The sequence below is a fragment of the Nesterenkonia cremea genome (assembly GCF_014642675.1).
Classification (GTDB): Bacteria; Actinomycetota; Actinomycetes; order Actinomycetales; family Micrococcaceae; genus Nesterenkonia; species Nesterenkonia cremea.
Genome location: NZ_BMIS01000003.1, coordinates 148,987 through 168,670, shown reverse-complemented (window position 1 = coordinate 168,670; position 19,684 = coordinate 148,987). Strand labels below are relative to the sequence as shown.

Annotated in this window: 20 protein-coding genes; 8 read left to right on the top strand and 12 right to left on the bottom strand. The window is 67.6% G+C overall.

Annotated features, from left to right (window positions below):
* Positions 1–61 precede the first annotated feature (61 nt).
* Positions 62–661, top strand: coding sequence for a hypothetical protein (locus IEW85_RS05000; protein WP_188683302.1), 600 nt, complete (start codon positions 62–64; stop codon positions 659–661).
* A gap of 2 nt (positions 662–663) precedes the next feature.
* Here the strand turns inward: IEW85_RS05000 and pdxT are convergent, their stop codons facing one another.
* The 4 genes from pdxT to IEW85_RS04980 all read right to left on the bottom strand — a co-directional run bounded on the left by pdxT (position 664) and on the right by IEW85_RS04980 (position 4,746).
* A complete protein-coding gene (gene pdxT, locus IEW85_RS04995) occupies positions 664–1,284 on the bottom strand; it encodes a pyridoxal 5'-phosphate synthase glutaminase subunit PdxT (protein ID WP_188683300.1) in 621 nt (206 codons plus the stop codon).
* Complete coding sequence (pdxS, locus tag IEW85_RS04990) at positions 1,281–2,192, bottom strand: pyridoxal 5'-phosphate synthase lyase subunit PdxS (protein WP_268234652.1); 912 nt, start codon at positions 2,190–2,192, stop codon at positions 1,281–1,283. The genes pdxT and pdxS overlap by 4 nt, the downstream gene beginning before the upstream one ends.
* A gap of 75 nt (positions 2,193–2,267) precedes the next feature.
* Positions 2,268–3,083 (bottom strand): PspA/IM30 family protein, encoded by an 816-nt coding sequence (locus IEW85_RS04985; RefSeq protein ID WP_188683299.1) that lies wholly within the window; start codon positions 3,081–3,083, stop codon positions 2,268–2,270.
* 124 nt (positions 3,084–3,207) lie between these two features.
* Positions 3,208–4,746 (bottom strand): coiled-coil domain-containing protein, encoded by a 1,539-nt coding sequence (locus tag IEW85_RS04980; RefSeq protein ID WP_188683296.1) that lies wholly within the window; start codon positions 4,744–4,746, stop codon positions 3,208–3,210.
* A gap of 176 nt (positions 4,747–4,922) precedes the next feature.
* On the opposite strand from IEW85_RS04980, the gene IEW85_RS04975 reads away from it, so the two are divergent.
* The 3 genes from IEW85_RS04975 to IEW85_RS04965 all read left to right on the top strand — a co-directional run bounded on the left by IEW85_RS04975 (position 4,923) and on the right by IEW85_RS04965 (position 8,069).
* Entirely contained in the window at positions 4,923–6,689 is a 1,767-nt protein-coding gene (locus IEW85_RS04975) for a trypsin-like peptidase domain-containing protein (RefSeq protein ID WP_229658805.1), read from the top strand.
* Between the two features lie 14 nt (positions 6,690–6,703).
* Positions 6,704–7,480: a PIG-L deacetylase family protein gene (locus IEW85_RS04970; protein WP_188683294.1), complete on the top strand. Its 777-nt coding sequence runs from the start codon at positions 6,704–6,706 to the stop codon at positions 7,478–7,480.
* Positions 7,481–7,565: 85 nt separating this feature from the next.
* Positions 7,566–8,069: a hypothetical protein gene (locus IEW85_RS04965; protein ID WP_188683292.1), complete on the top strand. Its 504-nt coding sequence runs from the start codon at positions 7,566–7,568 to the stop codon at positions 8,067–8,069.
* Here IEW85_RS04965 and rraA read toward each other — a convergent pair.
* On the bottom strand, positions 8,056–8,532 hold the full coding sequence (rraA, locus tag IEW85_RS04960) for a ribonuclease E activity regulator RraA (protein ID WP_188683290.1): 477 nt from the start codon (positions 8,530–8,532) through the stop codon (positions 8,056–8,058). The genes IEW85_RS04965 and rraA overlap by 14 nt on opposite strands.
* Before the next feature lie 263 nt (positions 8,533–8,795).
* Here rraA and IEW85_RS04955 point away from each other — a divergent pair, with 263 nt between their 5' ends.
* A complete protein-coding gene (locus IEW85_RS04955) occupies positions 8,796–9,464 on the top strand; it encodes a DUF6318 family protein (protein ID WP_188683288.1) in 669 nt (222 codons plus the stop codon).
* A 356-nt stretch (positions 9,465–9,820) separates the two neighbouring features.
* Entirely contained in the window at positions 9,821–10,576 is a 756-nt protein-coding gene (locus IEW85_RS04950; protein WP_188683286.1) for a hypothetical protein, read from the top strand.
* 131 nt (positions 10,577–10,707) lie between these two features.
* Here IEW85_RS04950 and IEW85_RS04945 read toward each other — a convergent pair whose 3' ends face one another.
* The 3 genes from IEW85_RS04945 to IEW85_RS04935 all read right to left on the bottom strand — a co-directional run bounded on the left by IEW85_RS04945 (position 10,708) and on the right by IEW85_RS04935 (position 14,123).
* Positions 10,708–12,435 (bottom strand): anti-sigma factor domain-containing protein, encoded by a 1,728-nt coding sequence (locus IEW85_RS04945; protein WP_188683284.1) that lies wholly within the window; start codon positions 12,433–12,435, stop codon positions 10,708–10,710.
* A 67-nt stretch (positions 12,436–12,502) separates the two neighbouring features.
* Positions 12,503–13,030: a tRNA (cytidine(34)-2'-O)-methyltransferase gene (locus tag IEW85_RS04940; RefSeq protein WP_373286543.1), complete on the bottom strand. Its 528-nt coding sequence runs from the start codon at positions 13,028–13,030 to the stop codon at positions 12,503–12,505.
* A 40-nt stretch (positions 13,031–13,070) separates the two neighbouring features.
* Positions 13,071–14,123 (bottom strand): DnaJ domain-containing protein, encoded by a 1,053-nt coding sequence (locus IEW85_RS04935; RefSeq protein ID WP_188683282.1) that lies wholly within the window; start codon positions 14,121–14,123, stop codon positions 13,071–13,073.
* 63 nt (positions 14,124–14,186) lie between these two features.
* Here IEW85_RS04935 and IEW85_RS04930 point away from each other — a divergent pair, with 63 nt between their 5' ends.
* Positions 14,187–15,407, top strand: coding sequence for a cysteine desulfurase family protein (locus IEW85_RS04930; RefSeq protein ID WP_188683279.1), 1,221 nt, complete (start codon positions 14,187–14,189; stop codon positions 15,405–15,407).
* Here the strand turns inward: IEW85_RS04930 and IEW85_RS04925 are convergent.
* The 4 genes from IEW85_RS04925 to IEW85_RS04910 form a co-directional block, all read right to left on the bottom strand.
* Positions 15,404–16,334 (bottom strand): IS5 family transposase gene (locus tag IEW85_RS04925; protein WP_188683277.1). Its coding sequence is split into 2 segments (ribosomal slippage): positions 15,404–15,982 and positions 15,984–16,334, totalling 930 coding nucleotides; the frame shifts between segments, so codons are not numbered across the junction. The genes IEW85_RS04930 and IEW85_RS04925 overlap by 4 nt on opposite strands.
* Positions 16,335–16,380: 46 nt before the next feature.
* The gene (locus IEW85_RS04920) at positions 16,381–17,382 is read right to left on the bottom strand and encodes an IS481 family transposase (protein ID WP_188683275.1); all 1,002 of its coding nucleotides are present in this window, start codon (positions 17,380–17,382) and stop codon (positions 16,381–16,383) included.
* Positions 17,383–17,501: 119 nt separating this feature from the next.
* Positions 17,502–18,101, bottom strand: a complete 600-nt coding sequence (locus IEW85_RS04915) for an OmpA family protein (RefSeq protein WP_188683273.1) — start codon at positions 18,099–18,101, stop codon at positions 17,502–17,504.
* Complete coding sequence (locus tag IEW85_RS04910; protein WP_188683271.1) at positions 18,094–18,774, bottom strand: hypothetical protein; 681 nt, start codon at positions 18,772–18,774, stop codon at positions 18,094–18,096. The genes IEW85_RS04915 and IEW85_RS04910 overlap by 8 nt, the downstream gene beginning before the upstream one ends.
* A gap of 185 nt (positions 18,775–18,959) precedes the next feature.
* On the opposite strand from IEW85_RS04910, the gene IEW85_RS04905 reads away from it, so the two are divergent.
* Positions 18,960–19,682: a pentapeptide repeat-containing protein gene (locus tag IEW85_RS04905; RefSeq protein ID WP_188683269.1), complete on the top strand. Its 723-nt coding sequence runs from the start codon at positions 18,960–18,962 to the stop codon at positions 19,680–19,682.
* The last annotated feature ends 2 nt before the right edge of the window (positions 19,683–19,684 follow it).

Sequence of the window (19,684 nt, the reverse complement as noted above, 5' to 3'; positions counted from 1 at the left end):
CGGGGGTGAGGTGACTTTCCCTAGGCTGGACGTACACGGAGTGCACAGCCGAGGAGATGAGATGGCCACGCAACGGAAGTTTTGGACCGCATGGACCGCCGTCGGGCTGTTGGCGCTGACCGCATGTGCTGAGGGCGAGGGGGCGGAGGAGAATCCCGAGGACGCTGCCCAGCAGGAGGCGCCGCAGGACGGGGTCGGCCAGGATGCCGGTCAGGAGGGTTCCGACCAGGAAGCCTCCGAGGATCAGCGGGCCTACGCATTCGGGGCGAATCAGGTGGAGACCACTGAGGACGGGGACCCGGTCTACAGCTTCACCCTCGAGGCCGAAGGCGGCGAGGCGCTGGAGGACGCCCACGTGGTCCATACTCTGCCCGAGGGCCTGGAGCCCCGGTCCACCGAGCCGGAGGGTGAGGAGCATGAGGACTCGCTCACCCAGTCCTGGACCACCGACATCTCCGCGGAGGAGCCGCTCCAGGTGGAGCGTGAAGCCGTGCTGGTCTCACCGGAGGCCGCTGTGCAGGACACCGACCCGGATGAGGTTGTGGACGCCGGCCAGGGCGAGGAGGATGACTTCTTCGAATCCACCTTCTGCCTCTATGAGGAGACCGGCGGCGAGGAGATCGACTGCGTGACCCTCCAGGTCAACGTGGAGCAGGACTGAGCTCAGGCTCCGGCGGCCATCTCCACGAAGAGCTGATGCAGACGCGTGTCCTCGGTCAGCTCCGGATGGAAGCTGGCGCCCAGCAGCAGGCCCTGGCGCACGGCCACGGGGCGGCGCTCGCCGGCCTCGGTACCTGCTGATGAGACCGCCAGGACCTCCACGCCCTCGCCGACCTCCTCGATCAGTGGTGCGCGGATGAACACCGCGGAGAGCGGAGCGTCGTCACCGGGCAGGTCGGTCACGCTGAGGTCCTCGGTGAAGGAGTCCAGTTGGCTGCCGTAGCCGTTGCGGCGTACGCGCACCTCCAGGCCGCCTATGCGCTCGAAGTCCTCCAAGGCCTCGGCATCGGCCACCGACTCAGCCAGCAGGATGAGGCCCGCGCAGGTGCCGAAGACGGCCATGCCGGCGTCGTGCTGCTCCCGGATGGCCTCCATGAGCCCCACCGATGCTGCCAGGCGGGCCATCGTGGTGGACTCCCCGCCGGGGACCACCAGGCCGTCCAGGCCCTCCAGCTCAGCGGGGCGGCGGACGGTGCGCACCTCGGCCTCGGAGCTCTGCAGGGCGCGGACATGCTCGGCCACAGCGCCCTGCAGCGCCAGCACACCGACGTGTGGTGCGCTCACCAGCCGCGCTCGGCCAGACGGTGCGGGGCGGGCAGGTCGGAGACGTTGAGACCGACCATGGCGTCGCCCAGGCCCTTGGAGACCTCAGCGAGGACGGCCGGATCGTCGTAGTAGGTGGTGGCCTTGACGATGGCCTCGGCGCGGGCGGCCGGATTGCCGGACTTGAAGATGCCTGAGCCCACGAACACGCCGTCGGCGCCCATCTGCATCATCATGGCGGCATCGGCCGGGGTGGCCACGCCGCCGGCCACGAAGAGCACCACGGGCAGGCGGCCGTCGCGGGCCACCTGCTTGACCAGATCGTAGGGGGCCTGCAGCTCCTTGGCGCGGACGAAGAGCTCATCGTCGGCCAGGGAGGTGAGCTGTGCGATCTCCGCGTTGATGGTGCGGATGTGCTTCATCGCCTCGGAGACGTCGCCGGTTCCGGCCTCGCCTTTGGAACGGATCATGGAGGCGCCCTCGGTGATGCGGCGCAGGGCCTCACCCAGGTTGGTGGCGCCGCAGACGAAGGGCACCGAGAACTTCGACTTATCGATGTGGTGGATGTAGTCGGCGGGGGAGAGCACCTCGGACTCGTCGATGTAGTCCACCTTCAGGTGCTCCAGCACCTGGGCCTCCACGAAGTGGCCGATCCGTGCCTTGGCCATCACAGGGATGGAGACGGTCTCGATGATCCCGGAGATCAGGTCCGGGTCGGACATGCGGGCCACGCCTCCGGTGGCGCGGATGTCGGCGGGGACGCGCTCCAGGGCCATCACGGCGACGGCGCCGGCCTCCTCAGCGATCTTGGCCTGCTCGGGGGTCACTACGTCCATGATGACGCCGCCCTTGAGCATCTGAGCGAGTCCTTTGTTGACGGTACCCTTCTCAGCAGTGCTTGCTTCGGCGGCGGGGGCGGTGTCGGTCACAGAGATCTCCTCAGGCAGAACAATGGGGTGCGAACAATCCGCACCCCATTGTTGCAGAAGCTTCTCTGCGTGGGTTCAGCCCTTGTCATGCTGAGACTCGAGAGCCTCAAGGTCGGCTGCGATGTCCTCGGCGCTGACACCGGTTCCGGACTCGCCGGAGCCGATGGCCGGGCGCTGCTCGGAAGGGCCCTTCAGAGCGGCCAGCCGGGCGTCCACCTCGGCCTGCTCGCCCAGGTCTTCCAGGGACTCGAACTGGGCATCCAGGGAGGAGGCGGCCAGCTCGTTCTGGCCGCGCACGCGGGCCTCCTCGCGGCGGATCTTCTCCTCGAAGCGACCCACCTCGGAGGTCGGGTCCATGACGTCGATGGATTTCACGGCGTCGTGCACCTGGGATTGCGCGTGGGCGGCGCGGGAACGAGCCACCAGCTCATCACGCTTGGAGACCAGCTGCTGGCGCTTGGACTTCATCTGCTCCAGGCCGGACTTCAGCTTCTCCACGATCTCGCGCTGGGACTGGATGGTGGGCTCAGAAGTCTTGGCCGAGGACTCCGACTCCATCTGACGCTGGATCGCCACCTTGGCGAGGTTGTCGAACTTGGCTGCGTTCTCAGCATCCTCAGCCTGACGGAACTCGTCTGCTTTGCGGGAGGCGGCCAGCGCCTTCTGGCCCCAGGACTGGGCGGTCTCCAGGTCCTCCTTGTAATCGTCCTCCATCATGCGCAGGTTGCCGATGGTCTGGGCGACGGCCTCCTCGGCCTCAGCGATGTTGTTGGTGAAGTCCCGGACCATCTGGTCCAGCATCTTCTCCGGGTCTTCGGCGCGGTCCAGCATCGCGTTCACATTGGCGCGGATGAGCTGGGACATTCTGCCGAAAATGGACTGCTTGGACACAGTGATCACCTTTCCTCGTGGGCTACTGCGCCGCGGTCCGCGCGGGACTCACGGCTCACAGTTCGATTCTTTCCTCTTCGGGCTGATGCGTCCAGTGGCCCCGGGACGCTGAGTCCCCAGATCCTCAGAACAGTCCCCGACGCCGGCGCGGCCCCATCCGGAAGCCGCCGCGGCCGTAGCCCATCCGGGGCCCGCCGAAGCCTCCGCCGTAACCACCCCCATAGCCGCCTCCGTGTCCGCCGCCCATGGGGTCCCGGCCGGCGATGCCGCCGCCCATGGCACTCATATTGGCCTCGGCGGCCTCGCGCTGGGCGATCTGGGCGGCCTGGACCGCCAGGGTCTTTGCCTGGGTGGCCATCTCCAGGGCGCGGGAGGGCTGGCTGTCAGCGAAGCTCTGGGCTTCAGAGAGGCAGCGCTCGGCCTCGGCCAGGCGGGTGCGGGCAGTGTTGCTGGTGAAGTGCCGGCGGGAGCGCAGGTAGTCCACCGAGGACTGGACCTGGTTGCGGGCGGTCAGCAGCTCCGCGTCCAGGGTCTCGCGGGCCCGGCGGTCCTTGGCCTGCAGGTCGCGGACCGAGTTCAGCGGCTCGTCCAGCTCCCGGTGGGCCAGCTCCAGCGACTGCAGCAGCTCCAGCGGGTCGATCCGCTCTCCGGAGGACAGCTCCTGCCGGACCCGGGCCACGGCGGTCTCCGCGGCGGCGATCGGCCCGGCCAGCTCGGGGGCCTGGCCGGCGTCGCGGGTGGCCTTGGCCTGAGCGATGTCCTGCTCGGTCTGGGCGATGCCCACATCCAGATTCCGCCGCGCCTGCTCCAGGCGCTCGCCGTGCTGCTCCATGGAACTGATCAGGTCCGCTGCGTCTCCGGCGGTCTCCTCGCCGTGGTGGATGGAGATGACGGCGTCGCTGGTGCTGTCGGCTTCGGCGGCCTTGGCGGCGGCATCGCGGGCCTCACCGGCCTGCTGCAGCGCCTGGGCGGACTGGGAGAGGTTGTCGCGGAACTGGCTCAGCGCATCCTCGCTGTATTTCTGTTCCAGAGTGGGCAGGTGGGACTCCACGCGCTGGCGACGGGTGGAGAGGTCGTTCAGCTGCTGGTCGAGCTGCTCGATGGCCGGGCGCGGATCCCGCTCCAGGTTCCGCATCCCCTCGAACTCCTTGCGGTGGGACTCAAGGGTCTCGTTGATCTTCTCGCAGTTGGTGAAGATCCGCTTCACCAGCTCACGAGCCTCCTGCTCCTGCTCAGGCGGCTCGCGGTCCAATCGGTGCTGCAGGCGGAAGGACTCGGTGAGGTACTCGTGGGCCTGGGCGATGTCCTGCTGGAAGACCGTCACCTGGTCCTCACCGTAGGAGGCCTGGGCGAAGAGCACCTCCTGCTCGGAGGAGCGGACGGCGTCGTCGGCTGCGATGAGCATGGCGCCGGCCTCCTGGCGCAGCGTCTCCAGGGGAGCGGTGTCCGTGCGGTCGGGCTGCTCCTGCGGTCCGCCGGACATCTGATGCTGGCCGGGCTGGCCGATGATCTGCTGCTGCTTCTTGCCCCCGGAGAGCCAGACGGCACCCACCCCGATGATGGCCAGCACGGCGGCTCCGATGAGCAGGGGGCCCACCAGCATCGCTCCCACCGGCATCGGAAGACTGGTGATCAGGGAGCTGGGGAAGGCCTCATGCAGCATGGTTTTGAGTCTATAAGCAGGGTCTGACACAGTCCATGGACAGGCGGGGAGCCCCGCGTTGAGCTTCCGAGGACACGTCCAGGAACTATCCGGGAGCCTGTCGACGTTGTCACAGGGAGCATGGGCACAATGGCTCTGCCGACTTCTCGAACGAACTGCCGAATTCAGGTGTTGCTATGACTTCAGACCGCAACGAACCCCGCGAGGACGCACCCCGCGAGCCTCTTCAGGGACAGCCTCAGGACGCGCTGCCCGGTGAGAACACCGGCCTGCCCGGCGAGGAGCCCACCCAGCGGATTCCGCAGGAGCAGGACGAGCAGTCCCAGGCGGAGACCCCCGACGCCGACGTCCCCCATACCGAGGCCCCGGAAGTCGACGCGGAGGAGGCAGAAGAGCGCTTCGAGGCCGGCCCCACCATCAGTTCCGCCCACGCTCATCCCGCTGAGCCCCATCCAGGCGAGCCCTCAGCGGGCCCGGCTGGCCCGGGAGCGCCCCACAGCTCTGCCGAGGAGACCAGCGCTCTGCCGGTCTTCTCCCCGTATGGCGAGCAGCCCGGCGCTGAGCAGCCTGCCACCGACCAGTCCGGCGCCTACCCGGCCTCGCAGGCCCAGCCCGCCGGCCACTACTTCTATCCCCCCGGTCCTCCGGCTCCGCCCACCTATCCGGGCCAGCCGGCTCAGGACGTCCACCCGTCCTATGTCACGCCGCAGCAGGAGACTCCCAAGCGGAGCATCGGCGTCGGGGGCTTCACCGCCGGCATGCTGGTGGCCGCCCTGGTGGGCGGCGGCGTGGCCGTGGGCTGGGGTGCGCTCTCCGGCGACGGCTCGGCGGCCCCCGGCGGCGGCATCGAGATCAACAATCCGGAGAGCGCCACGGAGGTGACTGCGGCCGCGGCGAAGGCCTCGCCCTCTGTGGTGACCCTGGCGGTGACCGGCCAGCAGGGCGCGGGCTCCGGATCCGGCATCGTGCTGGATGATCAGGGCCATGTGCTGACCAACACCCATGTGGTGACTCTGGGCGGGCAGACCAACAGCCCGGAGATCTCTGTTCAGACCCATGACGGCTCGGTGACCTCTGCTGAGGTCGTCGGCACCGATCCGCTCAGCGATCTGGCCGTGGTCCAGCTGGATGACACCAGTGGTGTCACCCCGGCTGAGATGGGCAGCTCCGGGGACCTGAACGTAGGTGATCAGGCCATCGCCATCGGCGCCCCGTTGGGCCTGGAGGGAACCGTGACCGACGGCATCATCTCCACGCTGAACCGGACCATCTCGGTGGCCTCCGCCGATGCCGGCGACGAAGAGGCCGAGGAGGCCCCGGAAGAGCCTGAGGAGGGCGAGGAGGATCCCGAAGGCTTCGAGTTCTTCTTCCCAGATCAGGACCAGGCGCCCACCCAGGGCTATATCCACCTCAACGTCATCCAGACCGACGCCGCCATCAACCAGGGCAACTCCGGCGGCGCGCTGGTGGACGGCCAGGGCAACATCGTCGGCGTGAATGTGGCCATCGCCTCGGCCGGCGGTGGAGGCGGCGGCCAGATGGGCCAGACCGACGCCGGCTCCATCGGCGTGGGCTTCGCCATCCCCATCGACTACGCCCAGCGTGTGGCCGAGGAGCTCATCGACAACGGCGAGGTCTCCCACGGCCTGCTGGGCGTGCAGGTGCTGGACTCCAGCGCTGAGGGCCTGGAGCCCGAGGACGCCATGTTCCACCAGGGCTTCACCAACGGTGCGGTGATCGACAACATCCCGGACGGTTCGCCCGCCGGCGAGTCCGGGCTGCAGAGCGGTGATCGGATCACCCATGTGGATGACCGCCCGGTGACCAACGCCAGCTCGCTGACCGCGATCGTGCGCGAGTACGCGGCAGGCGATACCGTCACGGTGACCTATATCCGGGATGACCAGGCCCACGAGGTCGAGGTCACCCTGGACGGCATGTGAGAGATACGGAGAGCATGGACGCACAGCTGAAGAGCCCGCAGGAGCTGATCGACGGCCTGGGCATGGAGAGGCTGCTGGCCTTCGCCGCCCACCCGGATGATCTGGACTTCGCGGCGGCGGCCACAGTGGCCGCGCTGTCGGAACGGGGCGTGGAGGTCACCCTCTGCCTGCTGACCGCCGGTGATGCTGGGGGCTTCGAGCTGGGCCGCGACGCCGAAGAGATGGCCGCCCGGCGTCGTCAGGAGCAGCTCGACGCCGCCGAGATCCTGGGGATCCGCGAAGTCATCTTCCTGGACGAGCGCGACGGCTTCGTCGAGCCCACTCTTGAGCTGCAGAAGAAGATCGTGCGGGTGATGCGCCAGGTGCGCCCCGATGTGGTCATCTCCTGCCATCCGGAGCGGGCCTGGGACCGGCTGCAGAAGTCGCATCCAGACCATCTGGCCTGCGGCGAGGCGGTGGTGCGGGCCAGCTATCCGGCGGTGGAGAATCCCTTCGCCTTCCCCGAGCTGCTCGAGGAGGAGGGCCTGGAGGCGTTCAAGATCAAGTCGCTGATGCTCATGGCTGCGCCGCTGGAGCGGATCCAGCTGCGCGTGGACGTCACCGGCTATGAGGAGAAGAAGCTGGAGGCGCTGCGCCGGCACTTCAGCCAGCATCCGGATCCGGGCGGAATGGAGCGCTACGTGGTGGAGAAGATGGTCCAGGCGGGGGAGCGCGCGGGCGCCTCTGAGTGCTCGGCCGAGGAGTTCCACCTGGTCCATGTGAACGCCGCGGATACGATCTCAGGCTTCTGAGGCGGGCGGTTCTCGGCCTTTTTCGGGGTTGCATGTTCTAGGGTCTTGGGGAGCATGTAGCCGACTCTGAAGGGGAGCGGACTCGATGGTCTCACAGAGCGGCTGGCGGTTCTGGCCCGCTGTCTGGGGCGTCTTCGGCGCGATGAGCGCGCTGCTCATGGCCTGGCACGCCTGCAGCGTGCTCGACTGGGGATGGTTCTCCGTCGCAGTGGCCCTGCTGATGGCCCCGGTGGCGCCGGTCTTCGCGATCGCCTATTACCGCGGGACGCCGATCGAGAAGGCCATGGGCGGCCCGTCGTCATTGGACCTCGCTGTGACCAAGTGGGTCTCCTATGGGCTGTGGGCGCTGTTCGGCCTCGGGGTGCTGAGCGCCGCGTTCGGAGACTACGAACCCTCCCGGCCTGCGATCTCGCTGCTGATCTGGGGCATCTGTCTGCAAGAGCTTCGCGTGGCCTATATCGTCCGGGAGATGCAGCGCCGGGAGGCAGAGGCCTCCGAGGCTGAGACTGCGCCTGCCGATCCGGAGCTCCAGGGTGAGCCCACGCCTGATCCGGAGCCGGTGAGCGAGGACAGCTCTAGGAGTTCGTGACGAGGATGCCGTCCTCGTCGCTCCAGAGGGTGGCGCCGGGGCGGAAGTTCACGCCGCCGAACTCGATGTCGATGTCGAAGACTCCGTGGCCGGCCTTGGCCGACTTCCGCGGGTTCGACCCCAGTGCCTTCACGCCCAGGTTCAGCTGAGCCAGGGCGGCGCGGTCACGGATGGCCCCGTTGATCACGACGCCGGCCCAGTCGTTGGCGATGGCGGCCTCAGCGATCATGTCGCCCATCAGAGCGGACTCCAGGGAACCTTCGCCGTCGACGACGAGCACATGGCCCGCGCCGGGGGTGTTGAGCGTCGACTTCACCAGCCCGTTGTCCCGGTGGCACCGGATCGTGCGGATGGGGCCGGTGAACTTCTTCTTCCCGCCCAGATTCTGAAGCTGCAGAGAGAGGGACTGCAGCTGCTCATCCGCGTCGAAGAGATCGCAGGTGGAGAAATCTGAATCGCTCATATGCACTCCTGGTGTGTGATCGACGTCATGGCGTGGCCTCTGTCGATTACAGCATGTTCTCTTGCTGTTCGGGAGTCTGTGACGTGGGAAGAGTGGTTTTTCAACCTCCGCTGTGAAGCCTCTCCACAGTCCGTATGGGGCGGAGCGGTTTGTGCGTAGACTCCCAGACAGTACGCGACCAGAGCGAGGGGCTGTCATGGCAGCGGTGCCTCGGTGAGTGAACGGATGACGATGTGATGGGTATGGATCTCAGGCTCCGCTGTGTGACGGGCGCGATGGCAGCCGGTGTGCTGGTGGCTGGGCTGACCGGCTGTGGTGATGACGCCGAGGCCGGCACTGCTGAGGAGAGTGGTGCCGCCGAGGGCACAGACGCACCGGTCGGTGAGGAGAACGCCGACGGCGACGCCGACGCCGGCGGTGAGGGTGCCGCCGGTGAGGCTGAGGAGCCGGAACCGCTTCCGGCGTCTTCTGAAGGGCCGGCGGAGAACTGGCCTGAACCGGAGGTTCCCGAGGAAGCCTCGGAGCAGACCGAAGAGGGTGTGGAAGCGGCCCTGCAGTACTGGTTCGAGACCCGTCAATACGCCCGCAACACCGGAGACACAGCGCCGTTGGAGGCCGCCTCCACCGCGAACTGCGCTCTCTGCGCCCAGCAGGTGGAGCGCGTCGAGGAAGCTTACGAGAACGGCTGGTATGTCCAGGAAGAGGACGTGGTTCACCAAGCTTTCCTGACGTTGGATGGGGACGACGTGGCTTCCGGACTGTTCACGCTGAATCAGGGTGCTTATGCCGGTTACTGGGATGGCGAATTGGTCGGTGAAGTTGAGGCTCTCGAGGAACGGCCATGGACCGTCGCCCTTGCTTACGTCGACGGCAGGTGGCTCGTAGCTGACCTGTTGTTTGCCGGGGATGATGGCGACGAGGAGCAGCTATGAACGCGGTATCCCAGCATGCCCTGAGGGTCGGTAGTTTTTCCGCCCTTCTTGCAATGGTCATGAGCACGTCGATGCTTCCCCTCGCGCATGCGGAAGACGGCCCTCCAGACGATTTCCTGGCTGACCTCGAATCGGACGGGGTCACGGTAGAGATTGAACGCGAGGTTCATTACGGGGAGAACCCTCCGCAGCCTCCCTCGGGCGATCCGGGACAGGGGAGTGGTTCTGGAACCAGTGGTGGTGAAGAGCAGGCCGGTGGCAGCACCGGCGGTGGAGGCAACGGCTCTGAGGTTCGACCGGAGGACATCTACGCGCCACCGCCCGGCATGCGGATGTGTACCGACGATGGTGCGGTCATGGGCTCAGAGTGCCTCGAGGTGATGCAGGAGATCTGCGAAGGCGAAGATTCCCCCATCACTAACCGCAGCTGTCCTGATGATGCGCCGCCCGCAGCACCGGATGAGCCTGCTGCTGAGCCGCAGCCGGGCGAACCTGCCGAGGAGGATGAGCCTGAGCCGCTGCCCGTGGTCACCGAGGCTGACTTCGCTGAGCTGCCCATCGAGGCCTCCACCGTCGGCTTCGAGCCGGATTTCCAGGGCTTCGGATTCCTGGACAGCCACACCAATGTCTTCGCCGAGTCCGAGACCCAGGTCCTCACCGAGGCGATGCTGGGGTACCAGGTGGACATCCGGGCGATCCCCATCGAATTTCACTTCGACTACGGCGACGGCACCACCGTCACCTCCTTCGACCCGGGCAGCGCCCTGCCGGACTACGACTCCGCCGGCTACGCCGTGGACAAGACAGACACCGCCACGGCCACCAGCCACGTCTACACGGCCAGCGGAACCTTCGAGGTCACCATCGGGACCACCTTCATCGGCGAATACCGGGTGGACGGCGGCGAATGGATCGGCATCCCCGGTGAAGCCGTCATCAGCTCAAGCCCGGGCAACGCAGACATCTGGCAGATGTCCTCACGCAGCGTGGGCGGCGAATGTGAGACCCAGGACGCCTGGGGCTGCAACGGCCCCGTGGAGCTGGAACCGGGGGACGAGCCCCCGGCCATCTTTGAGGACCAGTACGACGAGAACGGCGACTGGATCGGCTGATCCCCGGCCGTCACCCTGAGCCGGACTTGTGTGGGCACTTCCAGGTGCTCTGAGCGTGCGGAACGGCCCCAGAACGCCTGGAAGTGCCCACACAGCTCACTCCGGCAGGGGAGCGGGGAGAGGAACCTGCCTCAGGCACCTTCCTCAGCGGTGTCCGGCCCCTGAGCGTCCTCGCCCTCAGCTTCACCCTCAGAACCGTCGTCCACGGTCCCCTCAGGCTCCTCCGGGCCGTCCTCGTGCAGCGGGAACTCCGCCATCACGTCACCCAGCGGGCGCTCCTCGCCGCGGATCTCCTCCGCGGTGATCTGGACGTGGGTGTAGCTGGAGATGTTGCGCAACGAGACGATCTCTTCCTCCAGCTCGGAGGAAGAGAAGTTGCCCAGCGAGCTCGGCGGGCGGTCCGCGGAGAGCAGCCAGACCTGGTAGGTGTGGCCGTCCAGCGTGGCGACGTCCTCGAAGTCGAGGTAGGCCACGTCTTCCGCCTCGGAGATCACGGCGTAGCCGCTGCCGCCCTCGGCCAGCTCGATGTCATCCACTGTGCGGGAGTCGTCGGCGCCGTCGGCGATGGCCTCCACGTCCTGACCGGCGGTGAAGCGCCAGATCAGCAGGATGGCCAGCAGGATCACGACCACCAGGCCGGTGACGATCATCCAGCGTGTCATGATCGGATCGCGCTTGGTGGTCTCCTCGGTGTGGCTGGAGAACTCCTCCACCATGCTCATCCCGACCTCGCGCTCGCGGTCGCGCAGGTCATAGAGGATCTCGTCCAGCAGCTGTCCCGGAGGCACCACCGGGTGGGCGGAGAAGATCTCGGAGAGCGTGCGCCGCGCGGCCAGCACGCGGGTGTCCCACTGCTGCGAAGTGTCCTCATCGGCGGTCAGCGCCGTCTCATCGAGCAGCGCCCGCTCACGGTCATCGATGGCATCCAGCGCGTAGAGCTCGGCCAGCTCCACCAGCAGGCCCTTCTCCAGATCCGCGGAGACCTGGTTGGTGAAGTTCCGGTTCACCGCGCCGCTGCGCTCCACGTCCTTCTTGGTGACCGCGGCCCGCAGGATCGGGTCGGCCTCCGTCTCACGGGAGTCGCGCTGGGCGTGCAGCCGGGTCATGCTGTCGCGCAGACGCGACTTCACCGTGGGCAGAGCTGAGTCCACAGCGTCGGCGATCTGCTGATGGGTCCCGCCGGCCAGGTAGCTCAGCGCCACCGCCTGGGTCTGGGCATCGGAGAGCGTGGTGAGGTCGTCCAGGATCTCCTCGGGCAGGCCGGCTACGCCGCCGCCCTGGGGTTCCGGCACGGCAGAGAGGCTGATCGGCTCGGCCAGACCCTCACGGAAGCGCTCCACCATGATGCGGTGGGCCAGGGGGACCAACCATTCCAGGACCAGCTCATACTCGCTGGGCCGGTAGGCGGTCTCCTCATCCTCCGGGGAGTTCAGGTGCTCCTCAGTCAGCGACTGGGAGGTGGCCGACTGCAGCCGCAGGTCCCGGGCACGCTCATCTGCCTGGTCCCACAGGTGCTGGTAGACCGCCAGCGTGGAGTAGTAGGCGCCGTCGGGGTGTTCGTGCATCAGCAGCGCCAGCCCGTAGACCACATCGGAGGTGGCCTCGTAGAAGGCGGCGAAGGAGGACTCGTCGCCGCGGGCGGTCCCGGTGAGCAGCTCGCTCAGCGTCAGAGGCTCGGACCGCTCCTCGGCGGGACCCTCCTCTGCATAGTCTTCCTCACCGTAGTCCTCGGCATCGGCGCCGTCGGAGTCCTCAGCCTCGCCCTCGTGCACGGGGCTGCTGTCCTGCGGCTCCTCGGCATCAGTCTTCGGGAACTCGTCCGGTTGGTCATCGCGGCGGCTCGGGGAAGGGGTCTCCATGCTTTGCGAGTCTAGCGATCTGAGCTGGACACCCTCTTGATCAACACTCTTGTGGCAGTGATGAAGCTCAGGCGGCTCCGGAGAAGCCGTTCTGCCGCCAGGCCTCGTAGACCGCGATGGACACCGAATTCGCCAGATTCAGCGATCGGCGCGAGGGCATCATGGGGATCCGCACCTTCGCTGTGATGCGCGGATCGGCCTTCACAAGCTCATCCAGCCCTACCGATTCGCGCCCGAAGAGCATCACATCGCCGGGCTGATAGCTGATCTGGGTATGCCCGGTGGTGCCCTCTCCGGTGAAGGCGAAGACCCGCGGGCGCTGCTCCTGAGGCACCTCTTCGTCGAACCCGAGCGCCTCATAGGCCGCCTCCAGGCTGGGATGGACGGTCATGACTGCCAGATCGTGATAGTCCAGTCCGGCGCGGCGCAGCTTGGCATCGGCGAAGTCGAAGCCCAGCGGTTCGGCCAGGTGCAGCTCGACGCCGGTCACTGCGGCTAAGCGGATCAGGTTGCCGGTGTTGCCGGGGATCTCCGGCTGGTCCACGAGCACGCGCAGGCGTGCGGGGGAGGATTCGTCTGCAGACACGCAGAACAGTGTAGAGGCTGGGTGCGGCCCGCCGCTGGGCCGGCCGAGCTCAGCCGGCGTCGGGGGTGGCCAGCTGATCCCGCAGCGCGGCCAGCAGGCGGCGGTCCACCACGTTGGCCCGTTCGGAGACGCCCAGATCGGCCAGCACCCGGCGCACTGCCCGTCCGGCGGCCAGCGGAGGCGAACCTGCGGATCCCTCCACCACGGGGCTGAGCAGACTGCTGTCGGTGGAGAGCAGCATCATCTGGTGCCCGGTGCTCAGCACCGGTTCGCGTCCGTACTCAGCCGCCAGCCGCTGGGTCAGCGTCTCGCGCAGTCGGCGGGCCTGTGCGGCCAGATTCGGCAGGGTCACAGCCCGTCCGGCGGCCCGCAGCGTCCGCCCGTCCCAGGAGGCCGCCGAGGCCGCCACCTCCTGGACGCCGAGCACCACCAGCGCATCGCCGCAGACCAGCACATGCTCCGCGCGCTCCCCGCCGCGGGGCGCCCGACGCCGGCCCTTCCGGTCCGCAGAGGTCGGCTCCAGGTGGACATCGTTGAACAGCCGGGCCGCCGGCAGCTCATCGAGCACGTGCTTGGTCAGCAGGTCGATGCTGCGGCTGTGCCGGCGCTGGGTCTTCCCACCGCCGAAGAGCCCGCGGGAGGCGAACTCTCCGTGGACCCGCTGGCTGGTCAGCGGCAGGGAAAGCGGCTCGGGCGTGGAGAGCTCAGGCTCATAGACCGGCGGCTTCAGTGCGGCACCGGAGGGTCTCCGCGCTGCGCCGCGGCGTCCACCGGGTGAGTCGGCGGTCCCGGAGGAGGAGGCGGTCCAGGTACGGCCCCGGGCATAGGTGCCGCCGTTGAGCCCGAAGTCCTCCTCGGCAGTGGGCGCACCGCCGGCCGTGCCGCCGCGGGCCCGGTCATAGGCGGCGCGGGACTCCTCGGAGCCGAGCGTCTCCCAAGCCTCCTGGACCCGGTGGAACTCCTCGGCCGATCCGCCCTGATCGGGGTGGGCCTGCCGCGCGCGGCGGCGGTAGGCGGCGCGGATGGTCTTCTGGTCGGCGTCGGGCTCCACGCCCAGCACGCTGTAGAAGTCCGAGGAGGAGCTGCCGGTTGGGTTGGTCATCGCAGGGTACGATACCGCGCGGCGGTTCCGGGGGTGCCGGCCGGGAGTAAAATCGAGGTCACGATGACATATTTCGACCATGCCGCGACCACCCCGGTGAAGCCCACCGCCCTGCGCGTCCTCACTGAGCAGATGCCGCAGCTGAGCAACCCCTCCTCGCTGCACGGGTCGGGCCGGCGGGCGCGGCTGGCCGTGGACTCCGCACGGGCCCAGCTGGCCGAGGCCGTGGGCGCCCACCCCTCGGAGGTCATCTTCACCTCCGGCGGGACCGAGGCGGACAACCTGGCGATCAAGGGCATGTGGTGGCAGCGTCGCTTGGGCAAGGACGGAGACCCCCGACGCCGGCGGATCCTGCTGCCGGGCATCGAGCATCACGCCGTGCTGGACACCGCCGAATGGCTGGAGGCCCAGGAGCAGGCAGAGCTGGTGATGATCCCGGTGGACGCTGAAGGTGTGGTGGATCTGGCCGGCTTCTCCGAGCAGCTGCAGCGGCTTCTGGCCGAGGAGCCGGAGAGCATCGCCCTGGTCACCGCCATGTGGGCCAATAACGAGACCGGCGCCGTGCAGCCGGTGGCCGAGATGGCTGAGCTGTGCCGTGAGAAAGGCATCCCCTTCCACACCGACGCCGTCCAGGCCTTCGGCTCGTTGGCCGCCGAGGCCGGCCCGGTGAGCTTCTCCGCCTCCGGGGCCTCCACGATGGCGGTCAGCGGACATAAGATCGGCGCTCCGGTGGGGATCGGAGCGTTGCTGGTTCGCCGGGAAGTGGTGCTGACCCCCGTCCAGCACGGCGGCGGACAGGAGCGGGACTTCCGCTCCGGAACCCTGGATGCAGCGGGGATCTGCGCCTTCGCGGCTGTGGCCGAGGAGACAGTGGCCGGGGTGGAGGCTGAGGCCGCACGCCTGGCCCTTCTGCGGGATCGCCTGCTGGAGGCGGTGGACGGCGTCGAGGGTGTCACCTTGCGTGGGCCGGATCCGCGGATCAGGCCGGCCGATCGGCTGCCCAATAATCTGCACATCACCGTGGACGGCGCGGAGGGTGACTCTCTGCTGTTCATGTTGGATATGGCCGGCTTCGACACGGCCACCGGATCCGCCTGCACTGCCGGAGTCCCCCGGGCTTCCCACGTGCTGCTGGCCATGGGGCTCTCTGAGGAGGAGGCCCGCGGGGCCCAGCGCTTCTCCCTGGGTCACACCACCACGGAGGAGGATGTGGTGAAGCTGGCCGGCGCGCTGCCTGGGATCATAGCCCAAGCCCGCGACGCCGGCCGCAACTCCAGGCGCTAGGGCATGTCTGACAAATGTGCGGTCCACGCGATCACCGCGTTGAGTACCACCGCGGCCCGGTAGGTCAACGCGTGCTTGTCATAGCGAGTCGCGATCCCGCGCCACTGCTTGATGTGGCAGTAGCGGCGTTCGACGACATTGCGGCCGCGATAGGCGCCCGGGTCGAAGTTCGGTGGCCGGCCGCCAGCTGATCCGCGCCGGAGGCGATGGCCCTTCTGATCCTCGGGCTCGGGGATATGGGCCATGATGCCCCTGGCGCGTAGGTGCTTGCGGATCGCCCGCGAGGAGTAGGCCTTGTCCCCGCAGAGTCCATCCGGCCGGGTCCGCGGCCGCCCGAGGCGGCGGCCGACCTTCAGCTGTTGCAGCAGTGGGAGAAGCATCGGCGAGTCGCCGGCCTGACCGGGACTCAGCAGCACCACCAGCGGCAGTCCGCGGCCGTCGACGAGCTGGTGGATCTTCGTCGAGAGCCCGCCGCGCGAGCGGCCCAGGGCATGATCAGGCGGTTCTGGAACCGGCTGGTTCTGGGGCTGGGTCTGGGGTTGGGTCTGCGGATTCGTGTAATTCGATCCAGCCCCCTGTGTGGCGGCTGATGTTGGTCGCGTGCTGATGGGCACGAGCGATCGTCGAATCCACCGAGACCGTCCAGTCGATCTGTCCGGCCTCGTCGGCTGCCGCGGTCAGCCGCTCCAGCACCCGATCCCAGGTGCCCTCGGCGGCCATGCGCCGGTGCCAGGTCCAGACCGTCTGCCAGGGACCGAAGACCTCGGGCAGATCGCGCCAGGCGATGCCGGTCCGATACCGGTAGATGATCGCCTCGACCATGGTCCGCGCATCAGCGAAGGGCCTGCCCTTGCGGCCCGTGGGGCGGGGCAGCATGTCGGCAATCATCGACCACTGGGCATCGGAGAGCAGCTGGAACCTCGACATCTGCTCAGTCTCGCAGGACGGGCGCTACATATTTGTCAGACCTGCCCTAGGTGTAGTTCCCTGTGAGGTTGTGAACGCGAGCTGAGGGAACAGCGCCTCCGAGCGCGGTGTGGGTTCTGTGGTGATTGTAGTAGTGCAGGAAATTCTCGTACGAAGCTGCACGGGAGGATTCACTGATGTAGGAGCGGGCGTAGGCCCATTCGCTCATCAACGTTCGATTGAACCGCTCCACCTTCCCATTGGTCTGTGGCCGGCGGGGGCGTGTCCTTTGGTGCTTGATCTCTTCGCCCAGAGCGGCTTTGAACGCTGCTGACCGGTAGCAGGCCCCGTTGTCAGTCATCACAGCGCTGACCTGGACTCCGATGTCGGCGAAGAACGCCTCCGCCCGGGCCCAGAACCCGGCGGCGGTGTGTTTTCGCTCATCATCGAGGATCTCCGAGTAGGCCACTCTGGAGTGATCATCGACTGCGTGGTGCAGATACCGGTAGCCACGAGAAGCTGGCGCCCCGGCTCGGGCTGCTGCGTCCGTGGCGCGGTGGGCCATAAGATCCTGGACTGAACCGCGGCCGTGGGCCCGCCATCCTCCTCCGTCGGGGATTCGGCCCAGCTTCTTGATATCGACATGGACAAGCTCTCCGGGGGTTGAGGCTTCATACCGGTTCGCCGATGGGCGGCGGACTGGCAGTCCGGTGGCCTGATCGATCCACGCCAGTTTCGGCATCCGGTACCGCTCCAGGACCCGGCCGACGGTTGATCGAGGGATGCCCAGTCGGGCGCTGATGCGGTGGGGTCCCCACTGGCGGGTGAAGCGCAGCGCGATGATCCGGCGTTCCTGTCCTTGGCAGAGCTGACGTGAGCAGCGGCGTGGCCGGCTGGAGCGGTCCTCGAGCCCTTGGTGGTCTCGTGCTCGACGGACCCATCGAGAAACGGTGGCAGGTGAGACCTGGAATCGTTCAGCGACCCGGCGCTGTGGCCAGCCATGATCGAGGACGAGAGTGACCATCCGGGCTCTGCCCTCGGGTGTCATTGGGGCGTTACGGTGAGTCATGGAGACCTCCGGTTCTAGGTGTGCTGGTGGTACACACACCGATACCGGAGGTCTCCGCTCAACTCACGGACCGTTCACAACGTGTCGAGGAACTACAGCTAGGTCTCGTCTCCAGCGCCTCAGTCGCCGTAGCGGATCTCCACGCGCCGGTTGGCGGCGTAGGTGCTGGGATCCTCGGGGTCCTCTGTGACCGCGGGATCGGTGTCGCCGAAGCCTTCGACCTCGAGGGTGAGGTCGGGGCGCTCCTTGTCGAGGACCTCGGCCGCGGCCTCCGCGCGATTCTCGGAGAGCGCCTGGTTGTCGAAGTCGTACTCCTCCGGCACCGGATTGGAATCGGTATGGCCGTGGACCTGGACGGTGGCGTCCTCGGGGACTTCCTCCACGAGGCCGGCGATGGTGCTGCCGGCCCCGGCCGGGATCTCCCACTCCATGGCGGAGAAGAGGATGTCGGTCTCCAGGACGATCACGTCCTCCTCCTCGCTGGGGGCGCCGAGCTCATCGATGAAGTCCGCGCCGTCATAACGCTTGGTGAAGTCATCGGCGTCCGGCGCGTTGACGAACTCATCGATAGAGGGGGCGCCATCCGGCTGCTCCGGAGGGCTGTCGGGCAGCTCCTCCTCATCAGCGGCGGCCGGCACGGTGGTGCTCAGCAGTATGCCCCCTGCCAGTGCCAGGGCTGCCCATAGGCGGGCGGTGCGGTTGATCTGCCGCTCACTCATCGTCGTCCTCCGCAGCCTCGTCCTCGCCGCCGTGATCAGCAGGGGAGTGGTCGTCCCACTCGATCTCGACATCGCGGAACTCCGGAGCCCCCGGTGTCACCGCCACATCCACTGTGTCGATGTCATCCTCCGGGGTGGGGACATAGGCCCACATCGTCAGAGTGTCACCGGAGTGGACGTTGACGTTCACGCTGGAGGCCCAGGCCTGGGCGGCGCTCGGGAACCAGCCCCCTCCATAGTTCATCTGCTGTTCGCGGGGAACGTGGTAGGCCTTCAGATTCGCGCGGTCGCTGACCACAGGCAGAAGGTACTCAGTGATGTTCTCGTACTCAGGGTCGTGCATGTCTCGGACGAAATGTGCTGGATCGCCGTCCTGTTCATACTCCGGGGCGAAGGTGACCGTGACGAGCATGCCCTCATCGCTCACTTCCAGGCCATGCAGAGCCATCGTCATCTCGCCCTCGGTGGGACCGGTCATGTCATAGGTGACGGTCTGGATGGCCTCATCCGGGTCCGGAGTGGTGTCCTCGCCGGTGCCTGCTGCGGGGGCGTCCTCATCCGCGCTGTCCTCCTGGGCCGCGGTCTCGGCGTCGGGCTCCACCGTGGAGGCCTGCTCGACCTCCTCCTCATCACCCTCGGTCAGTGCACAGGCGTTGAGGCCCAGAACGGCCATGATGCCCAGAGTGGCTGCAGTTGCTCGTGTTCCGCTTCGCATGATTCCCTCTCGTGAAATGTGACGCCACGGGCCAGCTCCTCGTCTCCCGCAGTAGGTGCTTTCAGGATAACCACATGGCGGTAACAACTGCAAACATTGCAAAGTTTTGCATCGGAGGTGAACTGCCGGTAGGTTCAGTGCCTATGGCACAGCAAAGGGGCGGGCGGCGTCGGGAGAAAGCTGCGGCACGGGAACCGCAGCTGGACCTGCGCGAGCCGCAGAGGCTGCGTGAGATCAGTGCGGAAGAGTTCCGGGAGCATGCCGCGGCTGAGGGACGCCGGCTGACTGAGGATCTGCCGCCCGAGGACCTGGCCAGCGGGGGTCTGATCGGTGGCGCCGCCAGCAACTTCCGCGGTGCCTCCCTGGTGGAATGCGTCTGGGAAGACGCCTCACTGACCGAGGGTGATCTCTCCGGGCTCACCGTGGCGGAGTCGCGGCTGAGCCGGCTGAACATCCCACATCTTCAGGCACCCCGCTCCGGCTGGCGGGACGTGCTGCTCGAAGACAGCCGCATCGGCGTCGCGGAGCTCTACGACTCCGTGCTCTCGGGGGTGAAGATCTCCTCCGGAAAGCTCGATCTGATCAACCTGCGCGGGGCCGAGCTGCGGGATGTGCTGATCGAGGGCTGCACCCTCGGCGAGCTGGACCTGACCCAGGGGAGTGTCCAGCGCGTGGCCCTTCGCAGCACCCGGGTCGAGGCTCTGGTGCTGACCGGGCTGCGCGCCCAGCACCTGGATCTGACGGGGGCTGAGATCGGCCGGATCGTTGGGGTGGAGGGTCTGCGCGGGGCAGTGGTGAGCTCCCAGCAGCTGATGGAGCTGGCCCCGGCGCTGGCCGACCACCTCGGCCTGGAAATCAGCGACTGAGC

Coding starts and splice junctions, on each gene's coding strand:
- IEW85_RS05000 (WP_188683302.1), top strand. CDS start 62: ATGGCCACGCAACGGAAGTTTTGGACCGCATGGACCGCCGTCGGGCTG.
- IEW85_RS04980 (WP_188683296.1), bottom strand. CDS start 4,746: ATGCTGCATGAGGCCTTCCCCAGCTCCCTGATCACCAGTCTTCCGATG.
- IEW85_RS04975 (WP_229658805.1), top strand. CDS start 4,923: ATGACTTCAGACCGCAACGAACCCCGCGAGGACGCACCCCGCGAGCCT.
- IEW85_RS04970 (WP_188683294.1), top strand. CDS start 6,704: ATGGACGCACAGCTGAAGAGCCCGCAGGAGCTGATCGACGGCCTGGGC.
- IEW85_RS04965 (WP_188683292.1), top strand. CDS start 7,566: ATGGTCTCACAGAGCGGCTGGCGGTTCTGGCCCGCTGTCTGGGGCGTC.
- rraA (WP_188683290.1), bottom strand. CDS start 8,532: ATGAGCGATTCAGATTTCTCCACCTGCGATCTCTTCGACGCGGATGAG.
- IEW85_RS04950 (WP_188683286.1), top strand. CDS start 9,821: ATGGGCTCAGAGTGCCTCGAGGTGATGCAGGAGATCTGCGAAGGCGAA.
- IEW85_RS04945 (WP_188683284.1), bottom strand. CDS start 12,435: ATGGAGACCCCTTCCCCGAGCCGCCGCGATGACCAACCGGACGAGTTC.
- IEW85_RS04935 (WP_188683282.1), bottom strand. CDS start 14,123: ATGACCAACCCAACCGGCAGCTCCTCCTCGGACTTCTACAGCGTGCTG.
- IEW85_RS04930 (WP_188683279.1), top strand. CDS start 14,187: ATGACATATTTCGACCATGCCGCGACCACCCCGGTGAAGCCCACCGCC.
- IEW85_RS04920 (WP_188683275.1), bottom strand. CDS start 17,382: ATGACTCACCGTAACGCCCCAATGACACCCGAGGGCAGAGCCCGGATG.
- IEW85_RS04915 (WP_188683273.1), bottom strand. CDS start 18,101: ATGAGTGAGCGGCAGATCAACCGCACCGCCCGCCTATGGGCAGCCCTG.
- IEW85_RS04910 (WP_188683271.1), bottom strand. CDS start 18,774: ATGGCCGTTCTGGGCCTCAACGCCTGTGCACTGACCGAGGGTGATGAG.
- IEW85_RS04905 (WP_188683269.1), top strand. CDS start 18,960: ATGGCACAGCAAAGGGGCGGGCGGCGTCGGGAGAAAGCTGCGGCACGG.